The 22,065-nt window shown below is 41.7% G+C and carries 20 protein-coding genes; 11 read left to right on the top strand and 9 right to left on the bottom strand.

Going from position 1 to position 22,065, the window contains the following annotated elements; genetic code table 11:
* Positions 1 to 30: 30 nt before the first annotated feature.
* From M5F03_RS16585 to mdtD, 6 genes are all read right to left on the bottom strand, one after another.
* Positions 31 to 387 carry a RidA family protein gene (locus tag M5F03_RS16585; protein WP_249708917.1) on the bottom strand — a complete coding sequence of 119 codons (357 nt, stop codon included), beginning with the start codon at positions 385 to 387 and terminating at the stop codon, positions 31 to 33.
* Between the two features lie 29 nt (positions 388 to 416).
* On the bottom strand, positions 417 to 1,733 hold the full coding sequence (gene shiA, locus M5F03_RS16580) for a shikimate transporter (protein ID WP_180024262.1): 1,317 nt from the start codon (positions 1,731 to 1,733) through the stop codon (positions 417 to 419).
* A 235-nt stretch (positions 1,734 to 1,968) separates the two neighbouring features.
* Positions 1,969 to 3,024 (bottom strand): DNA polymerase IV, encoded by a 1,056-nt coding sequence (gene dinB, locus M5F03_RS16575; RefSeq protein WP_180106745.1) that lies wholly within the window; start codon positions 3,022 to 3,024, stop codon positions 1,969 to 1,971.
* Between the two features lie 64 nt (positions 3,025 to 3,088).
* Positions 3,089 to 3,991, bottom strand: coding sequence for an MBL fold metallo-hydrolase (locus M5F03_RS16570; protein ID WP_249708916.1), 903 nt, complete (start codon positions 3,989 to 3,991; stop codon positions 3,089 to 3,091).
* Positions 3,992 to 4,160: 169 nt separating this feature from the next.
* Complete coding sequence (locus tag M5F03_RS16565; RefSeq protein ID WP_372491164.1) at positions 4,161 to 4,946, bottom strand: glycoside hydrolase family 25 protein; 786 nt, start codon at positions 4,944 to 4,946, stop codon at positions 4,161 to 4,163.
* Positions 4,947 to 5,023: 77 nt separating this feature from the next.
* Positions 5,024 to 6,415 carry a multidrug transporter subunit MdtD gene (gene mdtD / locus M5F03_RS16560; RefSeq protein ID WP_180102291.1) on the bottom strand — a complete coding sequence of 464 codons (1,392 nt, stop codon included), beginning with the start codon at positions 6,413 to 6,415 and terminating at the stop codon, positions 5,024 to 5,026.
* Positions 6,416 to 6,615: 200 nt separating this feature from the next.
* Here mdtD and M5F03_RS16555 point away from each other — a divergent pair, with 200 nt between their 5' ends.
* Both M5F03_RS16555 and M5F03_RS16550 read left to right on the top strand, forming a co-directional pair.
* Positions 6,616 to 6,753, top strand: a complete 138-nt coding sequence (locus tag M5F03_RS16555; RefSeq protein ID WP_180008096.1) for a hypothetical protein — start codon at positions 6,616 to 6,618, stop codon at positions 6,751 to 6,753.
* A gap of 156 nt (positions 6,754 to 6,909) precedes the next feature.
* Complete coding sequence (locus M5F03_RS16550; protein ID WP_180106750.1) at positions 6,910 to 7,875, top strand: hypothetical protein; 966 nt, start codon at positions 6,910 to 6,912, stop codon at positions 7,873 to 7,875.
* A gap of 87 nt (positions 7,876 to 7,962) precedes the next feature.
* On the opposite strand, the gene M5F03_RS16545 is transcribed toward M5F03_RS16550, so the two are convergent.
* Entirely contained in the window at positions 7,963 to 8,583 is a 621-nt protein-coding gene (locus M5F03_RS16545) for an LOG family protein (protein ID WP_078192607.1), read from the bottom strand.
* A 320-nt stretch (positions 8,584 to 8,903) separates the two neighbouring features.
* On the opposite strand from M5F03_RS16545, the gene M5F03_RS16540 reads away from it, so the two are divergent.
* The 6 genes from M5F03_RS16540 (at position 8,904) to M5F03_RS16515 (ending at position 17,453) form a co-directional block, all read left to right on the top strand.
* The gene (locus tag M5F03_RS16540) at positions 8,904 to 10,475 is read left to right on the top strand and encodes a TerC family protein (RefSeq protein ID WP_078192606.1); all 1,572 of its coding nucleotides are present in this window, start codon (positions 8,904 to 8,906) and stop codon (positions 10,473 to 10,475) included.
* A 130-nt stretch (positions 10,476 to 10,605) separates the two neighbouring features.
* Positions 10,606 to 11,073, top strand: a complete 468-nt coding sequence (locus M5F03_RS16535) for a YchJ family protein (RefSeq protein WP_180062765.1) — start codon at positions 10,606 to 10,608, stop codon at positions 11,071 to 11,073.
* A gap of 59 nt (positions 11,074 to 11,132) precedes the next feature.
* Entirely contained in the window at positions 11,133 to 11,777 is a 645-nt protein-coding gene (locus tag M5F03_RS16530) for a trimeric intracellular cation channel family protein (RefSeq protein WP_078189475.1), read from the top strand.
* Between the two features lie 144 nt (positions 11,778 to 11,921).
* Positions 11,922 to 13,241 (top strand): niacin transporter NiaP, encoded by a 1,320-nt coding sequence (gene niaP, locus M5F03_RS16525; RefSeq protein ID WP_180084507.1) that lies wholly within the window; start codon positions 11,922 to 11,924, stop codon positions 13,239 to 13,241.
* Positions 13,242 to 13,404: 163 nt separating this feature from the next.
* On the top strand, positions 13,405 to 15,624 hold the full coding sequence (gene parC, locus M5F03_RS16520) for a DNA topoisomerase IV subunit A (protein ID WP_180133270.1): 2,220 nt from the start codon (positions 13,405 to 13,407) through the stop codon (positions 15,622 to 15,624).
* A 149-nt stretch (positions 15,625 to 15,773) separates the two neighbouring features.
* Complete coding sequence (locus tag M5F03_RS16515) at positions 15,774 to 17,453, top strand: long-chain-fatty-acid--CoA ligase (RefSeq protein WP_180024224.1); 1,680 nt, start codon at positions 15,774 to 15,776, stop codon at positions 17,451 to 17,453.
* 58 nt (positions 17,454 to 17,511) lie between these two features.
* Here the strand turns inward: M5F03_RS16515 and M5F03_RS16510 are convergent, their stop codons facing one another.
* On the bottom strand, positions 17,512 to 17,901 hold the full coding sequence (locus tag M5F03_RS16510; protein ID WP_078189471.1) for a hypothetical protein: 390 nt from the start codon (positions 17,899 to 17,901) through the stop codon (positions 17,512 to 17,514).
* A gap of 108 nt (positions 17,902 to 18,009) precedes the next feature.
* Here M5F03_RS16510 and M5F03_RS16505 point away from each other — a divergent pair, with 108 nt between their 5' ends.
* Both M5F03_RS16505 and ppa read left to right on the top strand, forming a co-directional pair.
* Positions 18,010 to 18,408 carry an MAPEG family protein gene (locus tag M5F03_RS16505; RefSeq protein WP_078189470.1) on the top strand — a complete coding sequence of 133 codons (399 nt, stop codon included), beginning with the start codon at positions 18,010 to 18,012 and terminating at the stop codon, positions 18,406 to 18,408.
* Between the two features lie 115 nt (positions 18,409 to 18,523).
* A complete protein-coding gene (gene ppa / locus M5F03_RS16500) occupies positions 18,524 to 19,060 on the top strand; it encodes an inorganic diphosphatase (RefSeq protein WP_078189469.1) in 537 nt (178 codons plus the stop codon).
* Between the two features lie 103 nt (positions 19,061 to 19,163).
* Here the strand turns inward: ppa and M5F03_RS16495 are convergent, their stop codons facing one another.
* Entirely contained in the window at positions 19,164 to 20,456 is a 1,293-nt protein-coding gene (locus M5F03_RS16495) for an OprD family outer membrane porin (RefSeq protein ID WP_180084509.1), read from the bottom strand.
* 716 nt (positions 20,457 to 21,172) lie between these two features.
* Between M5F03_RS16495 and M5F03_RS16490 the strand changes: the two genes are divergently transcribed.
* The gene (locus tag M5F03_RS16490; RefSeq protein WP_078192603.1) at positions 21,173 to 21,949 is read left to right on the top strand and encodes a TorF family putative porin; all 777 of its coding nucleotides are present in this window, start codon (positions 21,173 to 21,175) and stop codon (positions 21,947 to 21,949) included.
* The last annotated feature ends 116 nt before the right edge of the window (positions 21,950 to 22,065 follow it).

Raw genomic sequence — 22,065 nt, 5'->3', positions numbered from 1 at the left:
CATGTCTTTAGACATGCTTTTTTTTAATGGTTATTTAGGCTTAATGGCTACGACGGTTAATTCTACCCGTACACGCGGGTCGTATAATTTGGCTTCAACACAAGTTCTGGGTAATGCTTCAATGTCAGACACCCACGTATCCCATACCTCATTGAATGCGGCATAATCCTGTTCTATATCTTTAAGATAAATGGTCACTGACATAATATGGCTTTTGTCTGTACCGGCATCTGCAAGAAATTGATCAATGATCTCAAATGTTTGCTGTGTTTGTCCTTTGATGTCTAAATCAAGGTCTGTTGCTAATTGACCTGCCAAATGGATCAATTGACCAGAAATAGCGATTTCGGAAAAGCGTTTTGAAACATGCAGGCGTTGGATGGTCATGCGGAATATCCTGAAAGCAAAAAGAGCACTTAATCTTGAGTTTTAGGCATCGTAGCTGCAACCAAGGCCGTCAATAAACAGCCGACAGCAAGGTAGATTGCCACATAATGCCATGAACCATCACCCCAAATCACCAAAGCTGCTGCAATCATTGGGGTAAAGCCACCACCGATAATGCTAGCCACTTGATAGCCGACACCTGCGCCACTGTAGCGATAGGCGGTACCAAACAGGGAGGTGAAAATCGGTTGGTGTACACTCACCACCATATCATGGGCAATATTGGCAAGGAAAATTGCACCGACAATAATCAGCCAAGTATTTTGTGCATCAAGGGCCATGAAGAAGGGAAAGGCAGAAAGCGCACCAATCAATCCACCCAGAACACACATTTTACGATGATCAAATCGATCTGCTAGCCACGCAAAGAGCGGAATGCTGAAGCAGCTAATTGCACCAACCATTAAGGTGATATTCAGGAAGAACTGTTTGTCCATGCCCAATTGAGCGGTGGAATAATTCAGTGCAAAGTTCGTCACCAAATACATGGTGAGTAACTCGGTCAAGCGCAGCGCAATAATGTAGAAAAAGGCTTTGGGGTGTTGGCTAATCGCTTGCAGAATCGGTAATTTTTGTGGCGTTTGTTGAGCTTTGACCACATGGTCGACAAATTCTTGAGATTCGTCTTGATCACGTCGGATCCACATTGCGATAGCCAGCAAGACAATACTGGCAATAAAGGGAATTCGCCACGCCCAATCGGCAAAAGCATCTTCACCCAAAGTGGCAATAATCAAAGACACAGCGCCTGTTGCCAGAACGAGTCCGACGCCATAGCCAATTTGTACACCACTACTGTAAAAGGCTTTTTTGCCTTTCGGGGCATTTTCAACTGCCATCAGTGCAGCGCCGCCCCATTCACCACCAACCGCAAAACCCTGTATTGCCCGAAGTGTTACGAGTAGGATCGGGGCCCACCAACCGATGGCCGCAAAATTGGGTAATAAACCGATACCGACAGTCGAAATGCCCATCAGGATCACGGTGAGCACCAACATTTTTTTCCGACCCAGCTTGTCACCAAAATGTCCAAACACAATGCCGCCTAATGGACGGAAGAGGAAGCCGACGCCAAATGTAGCTAAAGCAGCAAGCGTGCCCATATTGTTGCCAATACTTGGGAAAAACTGATCTTTGAAAATGAGTGCGGCAACAATGCCATAAAGTAAAAAATCGTACCAATCGACTACGGCACCAATGAAGCTACTTAATGCGGCTTTACGAGCGCGTTGTTCTTGATTTTGTGAAATATTTTGAGGGTTTAGAGCAGATTTTGCAGAAGGCATACAGCGGGGTATTCCATGATTGACAACAGAGTTGCCCTGTAATATTCGGATTTGATCGTCACGCCAATCACAGGACAGCATGCTGAAAGTAAAGGTGATTTTCAGCATCTCAGCGCATACACGGATAATGTAGTGCGCTGATAGAGTACTCTAATTTTAGGCTTTGTGAATAGTAAATTGCTTTAATTTTGTTCTTCTGCCTAAATCTTAAGCAAATACGATCTTCTTGAAGTTTTTAGAGCAGCGAAAGTTGTGCTTCTTGGTTTTGCGCACTTAATTGATAGACACCTACGCCAATCAGACGAAATTGATCGTCCTCAGAAATATGCATTTCATGCAGTAATTGCTGCAACACCTGCGCAAGGTCTTCACGATGATTCAGTGACGATTTAAAACTCTTACTGTGCTGTAGCACTTGGAAATTCTTCAGTTTTAATTTGGCCGATACACCGCGCGCGCTTAACTGCTTTTTTTCTAAACTAGACCAAACTTGGTCAATCAGTTTGGGCCAATAGGGCTGACATTGGTTCAGGGTGAGATCATCATCAAAAGTGGTTTCTTTGGAAATCTGCTGACGCTCGCGGCTAGATTGGACCGGTCGTTCATCAATCCCTTGTGCATACAGATAAAGTTGTCGTCCATATTTACCGAAATGATGAATCAGAACGGCTTCTTCAATTTGTTGTAAATCACCCAATGTATTGAGTTGCATGGCTTTTAATTTTTCTTGAGTCACTTTTCCCACACCAGGAATTTTTTTTAGTGCCAAGTCATGGATGAAATGCAGAACTTGTGAAGGTTTGATAATACAAATGCCATTGGGTTTGTTCCAATCAGAAGCGACTTTAGCCAAAAATTTGTTGGGCGCGACACCTGCGGAGGCAGTTAAACCAGTGCTTTGTAAAATCTCTGCCTGAATTCGCATAGCGACTTCGGTGGCGCTCGGAATGTGTTGTAAATTTTCTGTGACATCCAAATAAGCTTCATCTAAAGATAGCGGTTCAATCAGCGACGTATAGCGTTGAAAAATGGCATGAATTTGCGCCGAAACGGCACGATATTTTTCAAAATTAGGTTCGATCACCACGACTTGTGGACAGAGTTTACGGGCCTGTGCCATCGACATTGCAGAACGTAAACCAAATTCACGTGCAGGATAGGACGCAGCACAGATGACTGCACGAGGGTGATGTGAAGACACAACAACAGGAAGCTGCTTGAGTTCTGGACGTTCCCGCAGCTCTACTGATGCAAAGAATGCATCCATGTCGATATGTATGATTTTCCTCATGCCTAGTTAGATCAGTGCTTAAAAAATTGAATGTCAGTATCGCACAGTCAATGCAACGCTTTCCTCAATTTTTTAACTCGAACGACACAGGTTGACTGAGTAAAACCACCTTGGTGTTTTGAGCTGCTGCCGACTGTATCAATAGATTTAAGCTTTGAGGGGTGTCATCGGCAAAACGGGGCAAAAATTCGAGCTCTGGATTCAGTGGTTTGAAAAAATTATCCCAATGAATTGGAATCACGGTGCTGGGTTGAAGAGTCGCTAAGGTTTCTTTGAAATATTGCTGTTGAAACGCTGCCGTTTGCTTGGAAAGTTGGGCGATGCCTAGAAATAAAGTATCGACTTTTAGTTTTTGCAATTGTTTGGGCACAGCACCTGTACTGGCTTTGACTAAACTGTAATGTGGCCCATGTTGGATGAGATAGTCATATGATCCACCTTCTTTAAACTGACTAAAATGTGCAGGGAGTTGCAGTGGCTGCGAAATTTCTTCCCCCAAATCATCATTAACGGCCGTTGGCGGAGTATGTTGCGAGGGGATGGCAGTAATGGTGAATTTACCGATTTGCATCGGTTGCCAAGCTTGAACTTCGTGTAGTTGTGATTCATTGATTGGCATTGCCCGTGCGATATTTAAGGTGCTTTTAGAGCCGACGATCATGGCCTTGGGGAGCTGGTGGGCCAACATTGGAATATCGAGCGCATGATCATAATGTGAATGAGTCACGAAAATAGCACGTGTGAGTTTTAAGTCGTATTGGTCGATATAGCTTTTTAATAAAGGCTGATCACTTTGAATCTGAGTGAATATGGTCTGACTAAGCGATGGACGAGTAAAGAAGCCATCGATGAGGATTTGCTCTTGGCCATCGTCAAACAGTAAGGTCGAAACGCCAAAGAATTTGACGTGATAGGGTGTCGCTGAGTGAGTATCGTAGTGCTTTGTGTGGGATGTTGATAATGCCACGTTTTAAACGCTGCCAAGGTCCCCGAAGGTTGGACCATATAAGCCAACATCCCGATGGCGAGGACTATAAAGACTGAAAATATAATAAGAAAAATTTTTAAAATACGCATCCTGCGACTCAGTTTTCATGGATTATTTGCTTCGATGTTGTCCTGAGTCGGTGAATAAATCAACGGGGTTTGATCGGGGAAACGCCATTTTTGTCTAAAAAATCAGTCCATGCATTGGCATCACCTGAAAATACATTTAAATCGACGGTGGTCGAGATGCCTTGAATTTTTCCTTGATTAGTATGTTGCCAAATCAGCCATTTCGGATTGTTTTTTAGATCGGGTGGGCCTTTATATTCGCGGACCCACAGCGGCGTCTGTTTAAACTCGCCAGCTAAGACAATATTATAAAAAGACTTCGAAGTATAAAAAATCGGTTGTTTGCCATAATGGCGGTGCAAGCGATCATGCATATAGCTGATTTCTTTGAGTAACTGCTCTTTGCTGTAGGTGTTAATGCAGTTGGTGTCATATTCCAAATCAATCACGGGAGGAAGGGCATCGGCTTTTTTCGGCACGGAAGCAATAAAATTTTCCGCCTGAATCTTGCCATCACGGCACAGACGGTAAAAATGATAGGCCCCAACTAAAAAGCCGTTTTCCCGTGCTTGTAACCAGTTATCTTGAAATTTCCGATCTTTAAAATCACCACCTTCTGTGGCTTTGAGATAAACGAATTGGTATTTTTTTGGTGAAATTTTTGACCATTGAATATCTTTTTGATGATGGGAAACATCAAAGCCTTTTACGGGATATTCTTCTGCAGATGCAGGGCGATGTGGCATCACGGCTGAATAACCTAATCCAGCCACCGCCAAGACGCCGCTGATAGCGCTGAGTGCAATAATCGGGCTGTATTTTTTGAGTGAACTTTTAGAGGTACGTGATTTGGCTTTTTTAGGCATGAAAATGTATCCAAGTATCCATTTTATCATAACCCTTTAAGGGCTGATCTGTCATAGATTTGCCCGATGACACAGGTTTAGACATCCACATGTTTAGGAATCTGCCAAAAAATCGCTGCGGTAATCAGGTTAATGCAGCCGAGTAAAATCAAGGTGCTATGGAATGCCGTTTCGATTTGTGCAGGACCATAATAGGCCGTAAATACGTTGACTAAAGTCCCTGCCAAAGCCACACCGATACTCATCGACACCATCATAATCATCGACAAGAAACTGTTGCCACTGCTGGCATCTTGTTGGGGTAAATCTTTGAGGGTTAAGGTATTCATCGAAACGAATTGCAGCGAGTTTAAAATACCAAAAATAAAAAAGTGTAAGGCACGTAACCAAGTGGGGGTTTCAGCCGTAGAGAGTGCAAAACTGCAAATACAGGCGCCGACCAAGAAGGTATTTACCAATAACACTTTACGATAGCCAAAGCGTTGAATAATTTGACGAATAATCGGTTTAGATGCCAATGAGCCGAGTACCGTCGGTATCATCAATAACCCTGTGATAAAGGGCTCAAAGCCAAAAGCCACTTGTAGCATTAAGGGAATCAAAAATGGCATGGCATTGCCGCCAAGGCGGGCAAAGAAGTTGCCGATAATGCCGATAGCATAGATCCGATTTTGAAATAATTTACTGCGAAACAGCGCATTGGCGTGGGTATGTGCATGAAAGGCATAGATCAAACTAGCGATGATCCCCGCAGCGACCAAAAGCAGGCTCCACCATAGCGGCAGATGCGGGCTGGCAAAGTTTTCAATGCCTAATGATAAACCCACCATGGCGACGACCAATAAGAAAAAACCCATAAAGTCGAATCGTTTTACGCTCGGTTCGGTCACATTGGGCATGGCTTTAAAGGTAATAAGTACCCCTAGCAGTCCCATTGGAATGTTTATTAAAAATATCCAATGCCATGTTGCGACTTCCACCATCCAACCGCCAAGGGTAGGACCAATTAAGGGCCCCATTAAACCAGCAAGGCTCATTAGACTCATGGCCGATAAAAACTGTGTCCGAGGAATCACTTTAAGCATCGCCAAACGCCCAACAGGTAGCAGTAATGCGCCACCTATGCCCTGAATTACCCGATAAACCAGCAGCTCATTCAGGCTATTGGCCATGCCGCAGCCCAGCGATGCTAACGTAAAAATAATGATGGCTGTGAAATAGGTATTTCGTACACCAAAACGATCGGCCAACCAACCACTTAAGGGAATACATGCTGCGACAGACAAGACATAGGCCACGACCACACTATGCATTTGAAGTGGGTCTTCACCTAGACTTCTCGCCATCGCTGGGATTGCGGTATTGACGATGGTCGTATCCAGGCCTTGCATAAAAAAGCCAATAGAGACCAATAGCACTAGAAGTCTAAATTCGGGTTGTAAAGCCTGATGCGTTGGCGTGCTATTCATAAGTCAATAAAGCTGAGATTTTTAAACAGTTTAAATGAATATTGCCATTTGGATGTAGTAAAAGCTTTGCATAATTGAGCCAAAAAATTGCAAGAAAAATGCAATGAGAGTTTCATCTCTATGCAACCTAATGGTTATAAATTGGTCATATTTTAATAAAAGACGAATGAAAACATGAAACTACAAGTTTCGGTACTGATATGGTTAAACAAGGCGATGTGGGACCTGAAGGTCTGATTTTTATTGCGGCCAAAGATTCGCCCAATGCCCAACCTTTGTTGGTGGTTGGAAATGAAGTGAACGGTAGCACTGCGGTTTATCAGATTAAATTGAAATAATTTATTTTTAAATTGTTGTTTTATATAAAATTTTTATTTTAATGTCGAGAAAAGCACGGCACAAAATTGTATGAACGCCAGATAAACTGTCATAATGCGCTCAAGTCCTTCATTTATTGGAGGGCTTTTTCTTTATGGCAAAGGTGTTTTGTTTTCATGACAATCGAAATTCTGATGGTCATAGGCTTCTGTCTCGCGGCCTATTCTATTGTCGGTAATGATGTGCCACAGACATTGGGAACCTTTATTTCATCCAATGCGCATCGCCCTTGGTGGCTGTTGTGGATCTATGTCAGCAGTATTCTAGCCATTGTATTGGTTTATGGTTGGTACAGTTCTGGCGTGGGGGATGCATCTTATGGTCGTTTAGAAACGATTCCATTTCCCGCAGAAGGGGTCACGTGGCTCTATATTGTGCCACCGATCTTACTGATCATTTTGACTCGCTACGGTATTCCAGTCAGTACCACATTCTTAGTGTTGACGATTTTCTCTCCGAGTAGTCTCGGGTCGATGTTAACCAAGTCGATGATGGGTTACGCGGTTGCTTTTGTTGTCGCGATTATTATTTACCGTTTTGTGATTAAAGGCATTTCGGTTTATTTCAGTAAAACACGTGATGAAACACCCTCGAATATTTGGATTGGACTACAGTGGGTTTCGACTGCATTTTTATGGAGTCAGTGGCTGATTCAGGATTTGGCCAATATTTTTGTCTACGTCCCTCGTCAGGTGCCGCTGGAGTTCCTGATTTTTGCAATTGTGGTATTTATCGTACTGCTTGGGATCATTTTGTACCAACGTGGTGGGGCGATTCAGGGCATTATCGACACCAAAACGGGTGTGGCTGATATCCGCTCGGCAACCATTATCGACTTTATGTATGCCTTGATTTTATTGGTGTTCAAAGAGTGGAGTAATATTCCAATGAGTACCACTTGGGTATTCTTGGGCTTACTTGCAGGACGTGAATTTGCCATGTCCATGCATTTACATGAAGTGAATAAATATCGAACTTCACGAAATGTCAGCAAAGATGCGATGAAATTGATGCTTGGTTTATTGATGAGTATTTTCTTAGCGACAACATTGCCATGGTTCTATCGTGTGGTGTCAGGTTAAGTCGGCACGATCTTGATATGAAGTAGGACATCGAGCAATAAAAAAAAGGGGAATACTTTATTCCCCTTTTTGACATCTAAAATACAGTTAGACCACGAAATTTTTCGGGCAATCTAAATTTTTCAGTGCGCTAAAGATCTGCTTCGAAGAATTACATACGATCAGTTTGGCACGATGCTGCGGCGGCAAGAAACCTTCAGCGACCGCATGGTCTAATTGTGCAATTAGTGCATCATAGAAGCCATTGACGTTATAAAGCATCATCGGTTTTTGGTGTTGATTCAACTGTCCCCAAGTGGCGATTTCTAAAATTTCTTCGAATGTACCGAGACCACCGGGCAGAGCAACAAAGGCACTTGCACGTTCTGCCATCATGGCTTTACGCTCATGCATACTGCGCACGACGTGTAGTTCAGTCAAATGATTATGTGCAATTTCATAATCCAACATAAACTCAGGAATCACACCCACGGCTTCGCCGCCATGATCGACCACAGCGTCAGCGACTTGACCCATCAGGCCAATACTGGCGCCACCATAGACCAGACCAAAACCATGTTCAGCCAAGCCTTGCGCTAATGCGATGGCTTTTTCTTGATAAATTGGATTGTTACCAGAGCGGGAGCCGCAATACAGTGCGATTAAAGGTTGTGTTGTAGCAGGAGAAGGATTACCACGTTTTTCTGTCATTTTTAATCCGCTATTCATTACGTTTTAATTTTACCTTAGCATGTTATTTTTTATGACACTACATTGGCAGCTAAATATGACAATTTAATGTCATCATTGGGTTTAAATTCTTCCATACTGAGATTGTACTTTGGTAAAAAAGGGTGAATTTTTACCTTAACTTGCTATACTTAAAACTTCATTTTAAGCTAAAGAACCGTCATGGGTAGTGGTTGTTGTCACTCAGCACACATCAAAATATTAGAAAGAACGCCATTAAAAGCGTTTGCGCATGTCCAATGCATTTCATCTTCAAATCAGCATGATCCACGTGTGAATAACATTCAGGAGATACAATTATGATCTTTGAATGGATGTCCGACCCATCTGCATGGGTGGGTTTATTGACACTGGTGGTGCTTGAGATTGTTTTAGGTATCGATAACCTGGTTTTTATTGCGATTCTTGCGGAAAAATTACCGCCAGAACAGCGTAATACTGCACGGATTGTCGGCTTATTGCTTGCACTGTGTATGCGATTGATCTTACTGGCCTCGATTGCATGGGTGGTGACTCTAACCAACCCACTGTTCCATATTTTCGACCATCCATTTTCCGGTCGAGATCTAATTTTACTGTTTGGTGGGGTGTTCTTGCTATTTAAAGGCACCATGGAACTGCGTGAACGTCTTGAAAACAAGCCGATGCTAAAGGAAGAAAATCCTGTGCATGCGACGTTTTGGATGGTGATTGTGCAGATTGTGGTGCTCGATGCCGTGTTCTCGCTCGATAGCGTGATTACCGCTGTCGGGATGGTGAAACACCTTTCTGTCATGATGATTGCGGTCATTATTGCTGTCGGCATTATGCTGTGGGCATCTAAACCACTGATGAACTTCGTGAACCGTCACCCAACGGTGGTGATTCTGTGCCTGTGCTTCTTAATGATGATCGGTTTCTCGCTCTTGGTCGAAGGCTTTGGTTTCCATATTCCAAAAGGTTACTTATACGCGGCCATTGGTTTCTCTGTCATGATTGAGTTCTTGAACCAAACCATGCGTCATAATCAGGAAAAAATGGTGACAACCACAGACTTACGTTATCGCACAGCCTCAGCAGTGATGCGTATGCTCGGTGGGAAAAATGTTGCAGACAATCAAAATGAAAATGAAGATGTGCTTGCAACACGTGCTTTTGCTGATGAAGTCTTTGATGAAGACAACGGGGTTTACCACAGTGTCATGGTACAAGGGGTACTGGGTTTATCTGAGCGTCCAGTAAAGTCCGTGATGACACCTCGTCCTGAACTGGAATGGATTGATTTAGATGAAGAACCTGAGGCGATTCGTGCTCAATTACTCAGTACCACGCATTCACGTTTAATTGTGGCACATGGTGAGCTTGACAATATTGCGGGTGCGGTACTGACTCATAAAGTCATGAATGACTATATTGAAACAGGCGTACTCGATTTCGAAAAACATCTCCGTGAGCCTGTGGTGGTGCATGAAAATGCTCAAGTTTTGATGGTGATGGAACAGCTACGTCAAGCACCGTTGCAAATGGCTTTGGTGTTGAACGAATACGGTTCAATTGAAGGGATTGCAACACCGATTGATGTCTTAGAAGCGATTGCTGGTGAGTTCCCTGATGAAGATGAACCAGAGACGGCAGCAGAAAGTCTCGATGATGGTTCATTGTTACTCGATGGCTCAACCGACATTCGTCATGTGTCTTTATTGTTAGGTCGTGACTTGGTGGATGATGCTGAACAGTATTCGACATTGTCCGGATATATCTTATTTCATTTGGGCCGTTTACCAGCCAATGGTGAAAAATTCAAAGCGGATGAACACATCTTTGAAGTGGTCACAATGGATGGCCATAAGATCGAAAAAGTGCATGTCATTCCCATGCCAACTGAAGATTAAGTGGATGCCAAGAGAACATTCAGCTTAATCTATATAGATCAATATTGATTCACACACTGCTGATGAAAATTGTGTGGAAAGATCCGTTAAAATAGCCTGCATTGTCAGGCTATTTTTTATGGAAACAAATATGTCACAAGTCCAGTGTCCATGTGGCAAAGGTGAGTATGGTAGCTGTTGTCAGCCCTTACATACGGGGCGTGAAAATGCACAGACTGCAGAGCAATTGATGCGTTCACGTTATAGTGCATTTGCACAACATGAGATTGATTATATTGTACAAACAACTGCAATTGGACAGCAGCAAGCCTTGGATGTGAGTGCCATTGCAGCGTGGAGTCAGGCCAATCAATGGTTAAAGCTCGAGGTTGTTCAAGCCCAAGAAAAGCTCGATAAAAACCATGCTCAAGTTGAATTTAAAGCGCATTATCACGATGGGCAGCAAGCGCAGGTACATCATGAAATTTCACACTTTGTGAAGTTCGAGCAGCGCTGGTATTTCCTTGATCCGACCACAGAGATGCAAATCACCATGAAGCAACCCTGTATTTGTGGTTCTGGACGAAAATTTAAACAATGTTGTGCGCAATTTTTATAACATTTGAGCAGATTTAGCTTAGAATAGCGCGCATCTCAACCCTCAGTGGAAGAAGGGCGATGTTACTTACCGTTATTTATATTATCGCAATCACGGCAGAAGCAATGACAGGTGCATTGTCTGCGGGTCGGCGGAGTATGGACTGGTTTGGGGTAACATTGATTGCCTGTGTCACGGCACTGGGGGGCGGTTCGGTTCGTGATGTGCTACTTGGGCACTATCCACTGACGTGGGTTAAGCATCCTGAATATCTCATGCTGACCTGCTTTGCTGCATTTGTTACCATCCTGATTGCAAAGTGGATGCGTCATCTTCGTAATATCTTCTTGGTTCTCGATGCCTTGGGTCTCATTGGTTTTACCATTATTGGCTGTCAAATCGCTTTAGAAATGGGACATGGTTTTGTCGTTTCTGCGGTAGCAGGGGTGCTAACCGGAGTCTCTGGCGGTATTTTACGAGACATTCTATGTAACGATGTCCCGCTGGTGTTCCGTCGTGAACTTTATGCCAGTATTTCTTTTGTGTCCGTGATTTGTTATTGGCTCTGCATTGAGATTGGCTTATCGCTAGAATTAACCGTCATTGCGACGCTCATTTTCGGTTTCACCTTACGTCTGATCGCCATTTACTTTGGCTTAGAAATGCCTAAATTTATTTATAAAGATGATGATGATCAGTCAGTATCTTCAAAAGATTTGTCGTAACCGCGTTGCTATAACATGACATTAAAATGCTAAAAAGACGGATCAATGGTCGGTCTTTTGCATGGATCTATACTAAAAAACGCAAAATCATACATCCTGTTGGGAAAGCAGTGTTCATCCTTCCACCAGTTCAGAGATCTTGTTATGGACTTAGTCTCACGTATACAACGCTTACCCATCGGTAAGTTTCACTACACTTTACTTTGGGTTATTGGCCTTGGCTGGATGTTTGATGCCATGGATACGGGACTCATTTCCTTCATCTTAGCGAAAATGGCTGAAGATTGGGCCATGACGCCAAATGATAAAAGTTGGGTGGTCTCGATTGGTTTTGTTGGGATGGCGATTGGTGCGGTGTTTTCTGGTGGACTAGCAGACCGCTTCGGTCGAAAAACAATCTTTGCGTGGACATTGGTAATTTATAGCTTAGCTACCGCTGCATGTGCATTTGCACCTAATCTAACTTGGTTGTTGGTATTTCGTTTTATTGTTGGCCTAGGTTTAGGTGGACAACTCCCAGTCGCGGTGACTTTGGTCAGTGAATATATTCCGGCTCATGTACGTGGACGTTTTATTGTCTTACTAGAAAGTTTTTGGGGGCTGGGCTGGTTGGTTGCTGCATTGGTATCACGCTTTATTATTCCGGATTTTGGTTGGCATGCAGCGTTCCTGATTGGCGGTATTCCTGCGTTATATGCAATCGTGATTTGGAAAATGGTGCCCGAATCGGTGCCTTATTTAATCAACCGTGGACGTTTTGATGAAGCGCATGCATTGGTGAAAAAGATTGAAGCCAAATGTGGTGTGGAAGTTGTTGAAATCTTTGAAGTCAAACCGGTTGCAGAAAAGCACAACATCAGTTTTTCACAGTTATGGTCAGGGATTTTTGCACGTCGTACTTTAATGCTGTGGCTCATTTGGTTCGGTATCGTCTTTTCTTATTACGGTATTTTTACATGGTTACCAAGCTTATTGGTCAAAGAAGGCTACACCATTGTTCAATCCTTTGAATATGTTTTGGTCATGATTTTGGCACAATTACCGGGTTATATTGCAGCTGCATGGTTGGTCGAAAAATTAGGTCGTAAAGCTACGTTGGCTGGCTTCATTGGGATGTGTGCCATTTCGGCATATTTCTTCGGTCAGTCTGGCAGTGTGACAGAGATTGTGATTTGGGGCTGTTTAATGTCCTTCTTTAATCTCGGTGCTTGGGGCGTACTTTATACCTATACACCAGAACAATATCCGGCCAATATTCGTGCCTTTGGTTCGGGCTGGGCCGGTGCCATTGGTCGGATCGGGGGCATTGCCGCGCCTTTTGCTGTGACACATATGATGGATATGGATCATGGTTTTAGCTATGTATTTATGATGTTTACTGCAGTCTTAATTGCCGTTGCCGTGGTGATTTTGGTTTTAGGTGAAGAAACCAAGGGCAAAACTTTAGAATCCATCGGTCTATAAAGACTGTTGAATTTTTAGTTGATCATGGTGAATAAAATGGATATTTTTACGCCATAAGACACAATTTGTCGCAGAGTGTTAGATCATCCCCTTGTATAGGGGACACCTGCGACATAGCATAAGAACCCAATAAAGAACGAACAATTTAGGATTACAGGTTGTTATGACAAGCCTTGCGCATCATGCGACAGAAAACCGTTCCGTAGCAGAATTTACCGAACAAGCATATCTCAACTACGCCATGTACGTGATTATGGATCGTGCATTGCCACATATCAGTGATGGTCTAAAACCCGTTCAGCGTCGTATCGTCTATGCGATGAGCGAGCTCGGGTTAAAGCCAACGGGTAAGCCAAAAAAATCTGCACGTACGGTTGGTGATGTACTGGGTAAATACCATCCTCACGGTGACTCAGCTTGTTATGAAGCCATGGTCCTCATGGCGCAGCCGTTTAGTTATCGCTATCCATTTATTGAAGGTCAGGGAAACTGGGGCTCACCAGATGATCCGAAATCCTTCGCAGCGATGCGATATACCGAAGCAAAACTGTCTGCTTATAGTGATTTATTATTGTCTGAGTTAGGACAAGGAACCTGTGATTGGCAGGATAACTTTGATGGTTCGATGAAAGAGCCAGTGAATTTACCGGCACGTGTTCCAAATATTTTACTCAACGGCACAACGGGTATTGCTGTGGGTATGGCAACGGATATTCCACCGCATAACTTACGTGAAGTGGTGAAGGGCACGATCGCCTTAATTCGCAATCCAAACTTAACCGATGAGAAAGTCGCAGAATATATTCCTGCACCTGATTTGCCTACACGTGCGGAAATTATTAGTTCTCCAGAAGAATTACTTAAAATTCAAACCACGGGTCGCGGTAGTTATCGAACTCGTGCTGTGTACAGTATTGAGAAAAATGAAATCGTGATTACGGAGTTACCGTATCAGGTTTCAGGTTCGAAAGTGATCACGCAGATTGCAGATCAAATGCAGGCGAAGAAGTTGCCATTGGTCACGGACTTACGTGATGAGTCAGATCATAAAAACCCAACACGTTTAGTGATCGTCCTGCGCTCGAATCGTATTGATGCTGAATCGGTGATGAGTCATCTATTTGCAACCACCGACTTAGAGTCGAGCTATCGTGTCAATATGAACATGATTGGCGCTGACGGTCGTCCGCAAGTGAAATCGATCCGCCGTATTTTGTTGGAATGGATTGAAATCCGTAAAAATACCGTAACACGTCGTTTGACTTATCATCTGAATAAAATTGAAAAACGATTACATATACTTGCAGGCTTGATCATTGCCTATCTGAATATTGATGAAGTGATTCGAATTATTCGTGAAGAAGATCAGCCTAAACCGGTGTTAATGACACATTTTAATATCGATGAAATTCAAGCCGAAGCCATTTTAGAACTCAAGTTACGTCATTTGGCAAAACTTGAAGAAATGGAAATGCGCCGTGAACAAGAAGAATTGGAAGCCAAAGCAGCCATTATTCGTGAACAATTGGCGAACCCTGAGTCATTAAAAGCATTGATCATTAATGAACTTAAAGAAGATGCGAAGAAATTTGGTGATGACCGCCGTTCTCCAATTGTGAAACGTGCAGAAGCCCATGCGATTAATGAACAAGATATGCTTCCTGCAGATCCTGTGACTGTGGTGTTGTCTGAAGCGGGTTGGATTCGCTCGGCGAAAGGGCATGAAGTCGATGCTGAGAACTTAAATTTCCGTGCAGGTGACCAATATCTCAGCCATGCGCAAGGTAAATCGAATCAACGTGTGTATGTATTAGATGATGCCGGACGAAGCTATGCTTTGGGCATCAATACCTTGCCATCCGCGCGTGGTTTAGGTGAGCCTCTGAGTTCTAAACTTGCACCTGCAAGTGGTGTCGGCTTTAAACAAGTGTTTATTGCCGAAGATGAAACAGAAGTCTTGGCGATGAGTAGTAAAGGCTATGGCTTTAAAACCCAAGCCAAAAACCTCGATACCAATGCAAAAGCGGGTAAAGCTTTCCTTAGTTTATCTGAAGGCGCGGCGGTCATGAATTTAACGGCGATTGAGAATGCAACACATCTTGCACTCCTCAGTTCTGCGGGTCGTTTGCTGTTGGTTGAACTTGATGAATTACCAGTATTGAATAAGGGTAAAGGTAATAAATTGATACAACTTGAGGCAAAAGATCAAATTGTATCCATGACAACTTTGAATTTAGATGAAATAATTCAAGTGCTTGCAGGAAATCAACAATTAAAGCTTAAAGGCGACGATCTGCAAAAATATGTGGGCAAACGTGCATCGAAAGGTGTGTTGTTACCACGTGGATATCAAAAAGCAAATAAACTGTTCATTCAAAGATAATACTAGCATCCATGGAACGAAATACGTTATATATGCTGTTATTCGTGAAATGGATGCAATATTAAGCACAAACAAGTTAAATAATGACCGCTTAATATTGAAAAAAAACAGTTGGATTATTAAGGATTACGACAGGAGAATTGGGCGTTATGGAAAAGATTTGGTTCGCTGAATACCAAAAGACAGGGATTCCAGAAACTGTAGAATTACCCGCAGAAAATACCTCATTGGTCGATATTTTTGAGCGTAATTTCCAGAAGTTTGGCTCAAGAGATGCCTTTATCTTTATGGATAAAGTCTTAACTTTTAAAGAACTTGATGAAGCAAGCCGTAAATTTGCAACCTATTTGCAAAGTTTAGGTTTGGCTAAAGGTTCACGCGTTGCAGTTATGATGCCTAACGTTCTTCAATATCCTGTTGTTGCATTAGGTGTATTCCGTGCTGGACTGGTATTGGTCAACGTGAATCCACTGTATACCTCTCGTGAACTTGAGCATCAATTGAATGACTCTGGTTCAGAGGCATTGGTTATCATTGAAAACTTTGCATCTGTTTACCAAGCGATTATTGGTAAAACCCCAGTAAAACATGTGATCGTGGCATCTGTGGGTGACATGCTCGGTACACTGAAAGGTACATTGGTTAACTTTGTATTACGTTCAGTGCGTAAACAAATTCCAGCTTGGAACATCCCAGGTCATATTCGCTTTAATGCAGCAATGTCTAAAGTGAGTGCAAACAATTACAAACGTCCAAACCTAACTTTAAGTGATACTGCAGTACTTCAGTATACTGGTGGTACAACTGGCGTATCTAAAGGCGCAGAATTGACCCATCGTAACCTTGTGTCAAACATGTTGCAGTGTGATGGTATTTTCCAAAGTAAATTTGGTCAGCAAGATGGTCAGCCAGATGATCGTATCTTCTGTGCATTACCGCTGTATCACATCTTTGCATTTATGGTGTGTGCACTTTACGGTATGTACAAAGGTCAGGCAAACGTATTGATTCCTAACCCGCGTGATCTACCTGCGGTAATGAAAGAATTACGTAAATACCAACCTTCATTCTTCCCAGCAGTGAATACATTATTCAACGCTTTGGTGAACAATGAAGAGTTCAAGCAACTTGACCACAGCAAGCTAAAAATGGCGATGGGTGGTGGTATGGCAGTACTTCCTTCGACTGCAGAAGCATGGAAGAAAGTTACCGGTACCAATATCATCGAAGGTTATGGTTTATCAGAAACTTCACCTGTTGCAACCGCAAACCCTCCAGCATCAATGGAATTCAGCGGTACGATTGGTATTCCATTGCCACTGACTGAAGTTGCTATTCTAGATGATGATGGCAATGAAGTTGCTCAAGGTGAGCAAGGTGAAATTTCGATTCGTGGTCCTCAAGTCATGAAAGGCTATTGGAACCGTCCAGATGAAACTGCCAAAGTAATGACGGCGGACGGTTTCTTCCGTACAGGTGACATTGGTGTCATGGATCCACGTGGTTATGTGAAGATTGTAGACCGTAAAAAAGACATGATTTTGGTATCGGGTTTCAACGTTTATCCTTCTGAAATTGAAGAAGTTGTTGCAAAACATCCAAAAGTGCTAGAAGTTGCTGCGATTGGTGTTCCTGATGAAAAATCAGGTGAAGTACCTAAATTATTCGTTGTGAAAAAAGATCCATCTTTAACGACTGAAGAAGTTTTGGCATTCGCAAAAGAAAACTTAACTGGCTATAAACGCCCACGTTATGTTGAATTTATGGATGAATTACCAAAATCGAATGTTGGTAAGATTCTACGTAAAGATTTGCGTAAAACAGCATAATATAATGCATAAAAAAAGCGCCTTCGGGCGCTTTTTTTATCGCTCTTAATTTAGATCATTAAAGCTTGCCTTTATTCATCGACCAGCGATCAAAGTAGCGACGTCCTACTCCAAAAACACCTAAGAAGATAAACATCGCGCCGAACTGACGACTAAAGCCAGATTGGTTATAGCTGCCATAGGTTAAAATATTGTCGACTAAACAATATAGTGCAATGACAATGACCCAATGCCAAAGGGGAAGTTGCTTGATGGAAACTGCATAGAATGCAATCCACATTATGACAAAGCTGAAAACAGTCGACCATACATTTAAGTTGGCACAGATCACAGCAAGTAAAAATGCAGTCACAGGAATGACAATTTTTAAAACACGATCGACGCGAAGCTGATGGCGTTTTTGCTCTTCAAGAACTTCAAATAATTGATCTTGATCAGAAGTACTCATAGAGGATCCTTTCATCTGCCGATTATAAAAACACTATATTTAACAAAAATTATTCACGAAATGCCATGGTATTATAGCAGCCATAAAAATCTTCCTGAGAAAAAACACATGCACAGCATCAGTGGGATCATCTATCTCATTTTGGCCGCTTGTTTACTGCCATATGTATTTACATTTATTGCGAAGCGAGCTGCAGGTTTTAAGTCGAGTGATAATCAAAATCCACGTGAAGTTTTAGCGCGCTCTACAGGGTTGGCGAGCCGCGCACATGCAGTGCAGCAAAATAGTTTTGAAAGTTTACCTTTATTTATTGCGGCTATATTAATGGCTGAATATATGGTGATTCATCAACAATACATCATGACCTTTGGGATTGCCTATCTCGTTTTACGCGTCATTTATGGGCTATGTTATTTAGCCAATTGGGCAACTTTACGTTCAATCATTTGGACCTTGTCGATGTTATGCCCGATTTGCCTGATGTTATTGGTTATTAAATTAAGCTAAATGTTCTGCTTGATGATTAAATTATCAGCATGATCGCTAAAATCACAAAAAAAGCGATAAAACCGTTATAATTGTGCCGGATTAAAAGATTTAACTTTGTTTAAAGAGTGATGCTATGAGCTACAGCAATATCCCAGCGGGTAAAGATGCACCAAACGACATCTATGTCATTATTGAAATTCCTGCAAATGCAGCACCAATCAAATACGAAATCGATAAAGATTCTGATGCGTTATTTGTAGACCGTTTCATGGGTACTGCAATGTTCTACCCAGCGAACTATGGTTATGTTCCAAATACATTATCTTTGGATGGTGACCCACTAGACGTACTTGTGGTAACTCCACATCCAGTAGAACCAGGTTCTGTAATTCGTTGCCGTCCTGTTGGTAAATTGAACATGGAAGATGACGGTGGTGTTGACGCAAAACTCGTTGCTGTTCCACACGACAAATTGACTCCGCTTTATAAAGATGTTCAAGAATATACAGATCTTCCTGCATTATTGATCAATCAAATTGAACATTTCTTCCAACACTACAAAGACTTAGAGCCTGGTAAATGGGTTAAGTTAAGTGGTTGGGAAGGTGCTGATGTTGCTAAACAAGAAGTACTTAGCTCAATTGAAGCTTACAAAGCTGCGAACAAATAATATTGTTTTAAGCTGAGCATCGTTGTTATATGAAAACGATGCTCATAAAAAAACCTGCACACTGTGCAGGTTTTTTTTTCGCTATCTTAGAGTAGCTGCGAAATTAAAATAATTTCACAGGAATGTCTAAGAATAAACGCCATTCGTTTGTATCACCGATATAAGCATTTGTTTGGTAATCATCGCTAGCACGGTAGTATGAGTGACGAACACGTAAGCTTGCATCTTTGGCAAAACCAGATTGAACAGTATATTTCACTTGGTTAAAGAATTCGCGTTCTTGTGCATCGTCAGTTAAGCCAGCAACTTTGATGTCCCAACCATATACAAATGCAGTTGTCCAAGTTAAACCAGGAACATTCATACCCGCAAAGTTATATGTGTATTGAACCTGAGCAGATTTTTCATCATTACCGATGAAGTCAGATAGATAAGAGTTTGGTAGGTAGATACTTTGACCGCCATCAGCATTTTCGCCATAGTCATAACCAGTGTTGCCACTGTTTTGTTGGTAAGCCAACATTACGTTATGGTTACCCGTGTTATACGTACCTGAAACCGCCCAAATCGAGTTTTGACGATCTGAGTCATCTGCAACGATTTGTGAATAAGTACTACCTTCTTTGTCCCATTCTGTATGGTAACCACTAAAGTCAAAAGTTAATGTATCTTTGTTTGCTAATGGGTAGGTATAGTTCACATTTGCATAATGGCGCTCAAGCGCTTCTTTGCTGTCTAAACCGTAGTATGACGCATTAAGCTGATCATTAAATTTGTATTTAGCACCCCAAACAATTGCGCGGTCTAATTTACGACCATCTGTATCAATTTGGTCTGAGTATTGGTTTTTAGTGAATTTACCCGCTGTCAGTTCTAAACCATTAATTTCACGGCTTGTTGCTAACACACCTTCAAAATATTCAGGAACCAAACGAGCTGTGTTACTTGCAAGTACAGGTAGATCTAGAACTTGAGTACCATAAGTCACAGTTGTATTTGAAATACGTGCTTTTACGTTCGCGCCACCACGAGCCCAATGATCATAAGTATCACCAGAGTTTTCTTTGCCATTCAACGTTTCACGAGGAATCATGTTGTTGCCGGCATTGTTGTTGTCACCGATTTTAAATGAACCATCACCAACAACACCTACACCAAAGCCAACAACACCTTGAGTGAAGCCTGAATCTAATTTCACAATCGCAGTTTGTGCCAGTGAGCTAGTGTCATCTACACCATTTTTCTTATCACGTTTGATGTAACCTGTACGGAACAATACAGAGCCTTCGGCATCTTCCACAAAGCCTTTAGATTCACTTTGTTCGCTAGCAAAAGCAGTAGAAATAAGAGCAGCGTTTACTAAGACTGCAAGTGTTAGTTGTTGAGCTTTAAGCATTGGGAGAGAGCCTCATGCAAATTTGGTTAATATGTAGTGCGATTGTATATTTTTTCTTAAAAAAATCACTATTTTTAATGCGCTTATTACACTAAAGTTAGAAAATGGCCAGATCATTGGTCAATCTGTAATAAGCAAATTTTTCGTATGTTATTGTTGTTTAACAAATAGTTTATTTAAATTGAATATATATCAATCTAAAGAGAAGTTTATTCATTACTTATCATAAAAAAATATAAAAAATGGTAAAAAACTTTCATTTAACTTGCTGATTTATTATCATTCTTATCGCCATTTTGTGCTGAATACAAAGTTGGCTTTTGATCGAAAATTATAAAAATAGTTGAGGGGGGTGATTTCTATGTCCAGTCAAAGCAAGCAATCTTGGCTTGTTTTTCAAAAATAGATCGTAAAACATGGCTCTGTAGTAAGTAATATCTTCCATAAAAATACAATTAAAAAAAGGTGATATAAACCGTGATAAATACATATGAATGAAGGAATTAAATTATTTTTAAATACTCGAATTGGATAAAAGATATTTTATGAATCAAAAGCTTGGTTTTTACTGTTTTATATAATCTTACCTTTGTTTTTAAATGATTTAATTTATCAAAATAAGAAAAAAGGGGCTATACAGGGCGGTAAAATCGATTAAAATCGGCGCTAAATTTTACTCAACCCAATCCACGATCGATCCGATGTGGGGACTAAACATGATTCAATTTTATAAAAAAGCAATTTTAAGTATTTTAGTGACCCTAGGTACAGTCCCTGCATTTGCAGAACAAACTGAACAAGCCACAACTGCACAAGGGAATTGGTCTGGAAGTCTGGGCGTGGTAAACAAATATGTGTACCGTGCGAGTGAAGAAAATGATCAAGCGGCATTACAAGCCGGACTTGAATATGCACACAACAGTGGGCTGTTCGCGGGCTATTGGGGTTCTACACTCAACTATGATCCTACGGACGACAGTCAGTCGCATGGTTTTGAACATGATTTCTATGTCGGATATGGACGTGAACTGAATGAAGATTGGAGCTATAAGTCACAAGTGATGGCTTATGTCTATCAAGGTGGAGGTTCTGTTTATAACGACGACCGATCTGAAAAGCGTCGCACGACAGGCGTCGAATTTATTCAGGACATAAGTTATAAAGATTTAACTGCAAGCATGGCTGTATTGTTGTCTGATGTTAATTATGGCAACGCAGGTGATGTATATCTGAATGCTACTTATAGCTATGCATTACCTTATGATGTTTCATTAAATTCATCGCTTGGTGTTTCTGTTTTTAATGACAGTCGTGATGACAGCCTATTAACAACCACAGAAGATGTGGTGTTCACTGAAGCACGTTTGGGCTTGAGTAAACCGATTGCAGATACTGGATTTGAAATTGCTGCTGACTATGTATGGGGCGGTAAAGATCGTGAAGGCGAGCAATTAGACGATAACGTTGTGGTTGGATTGACCTATTCTTTCTAACAATAACGAGTTGATCGTATTCGGTCATATTCTTGAAAGTGCATAATGGTGATTGTGCATTTTTTTTATGCATTTTTGAGATCGGTGTTGAAAAAATATACTCAAAAAAGCGCATT

Origin of the sequence: Acinetobacter amyesii (genome assembly GCF_023499985.1) — a bacterium.
Classification (GTDB): domain Bacteria; phylum Pseudomonadota; class Gammaproteobacteria; order Pseudomonadales; family Moraxellaceae; genus Acinetobacter; species Acinetobacter amyesii.
This window is presented reverse-complemented; position numbering and strand designations above follow the sequence as displayed.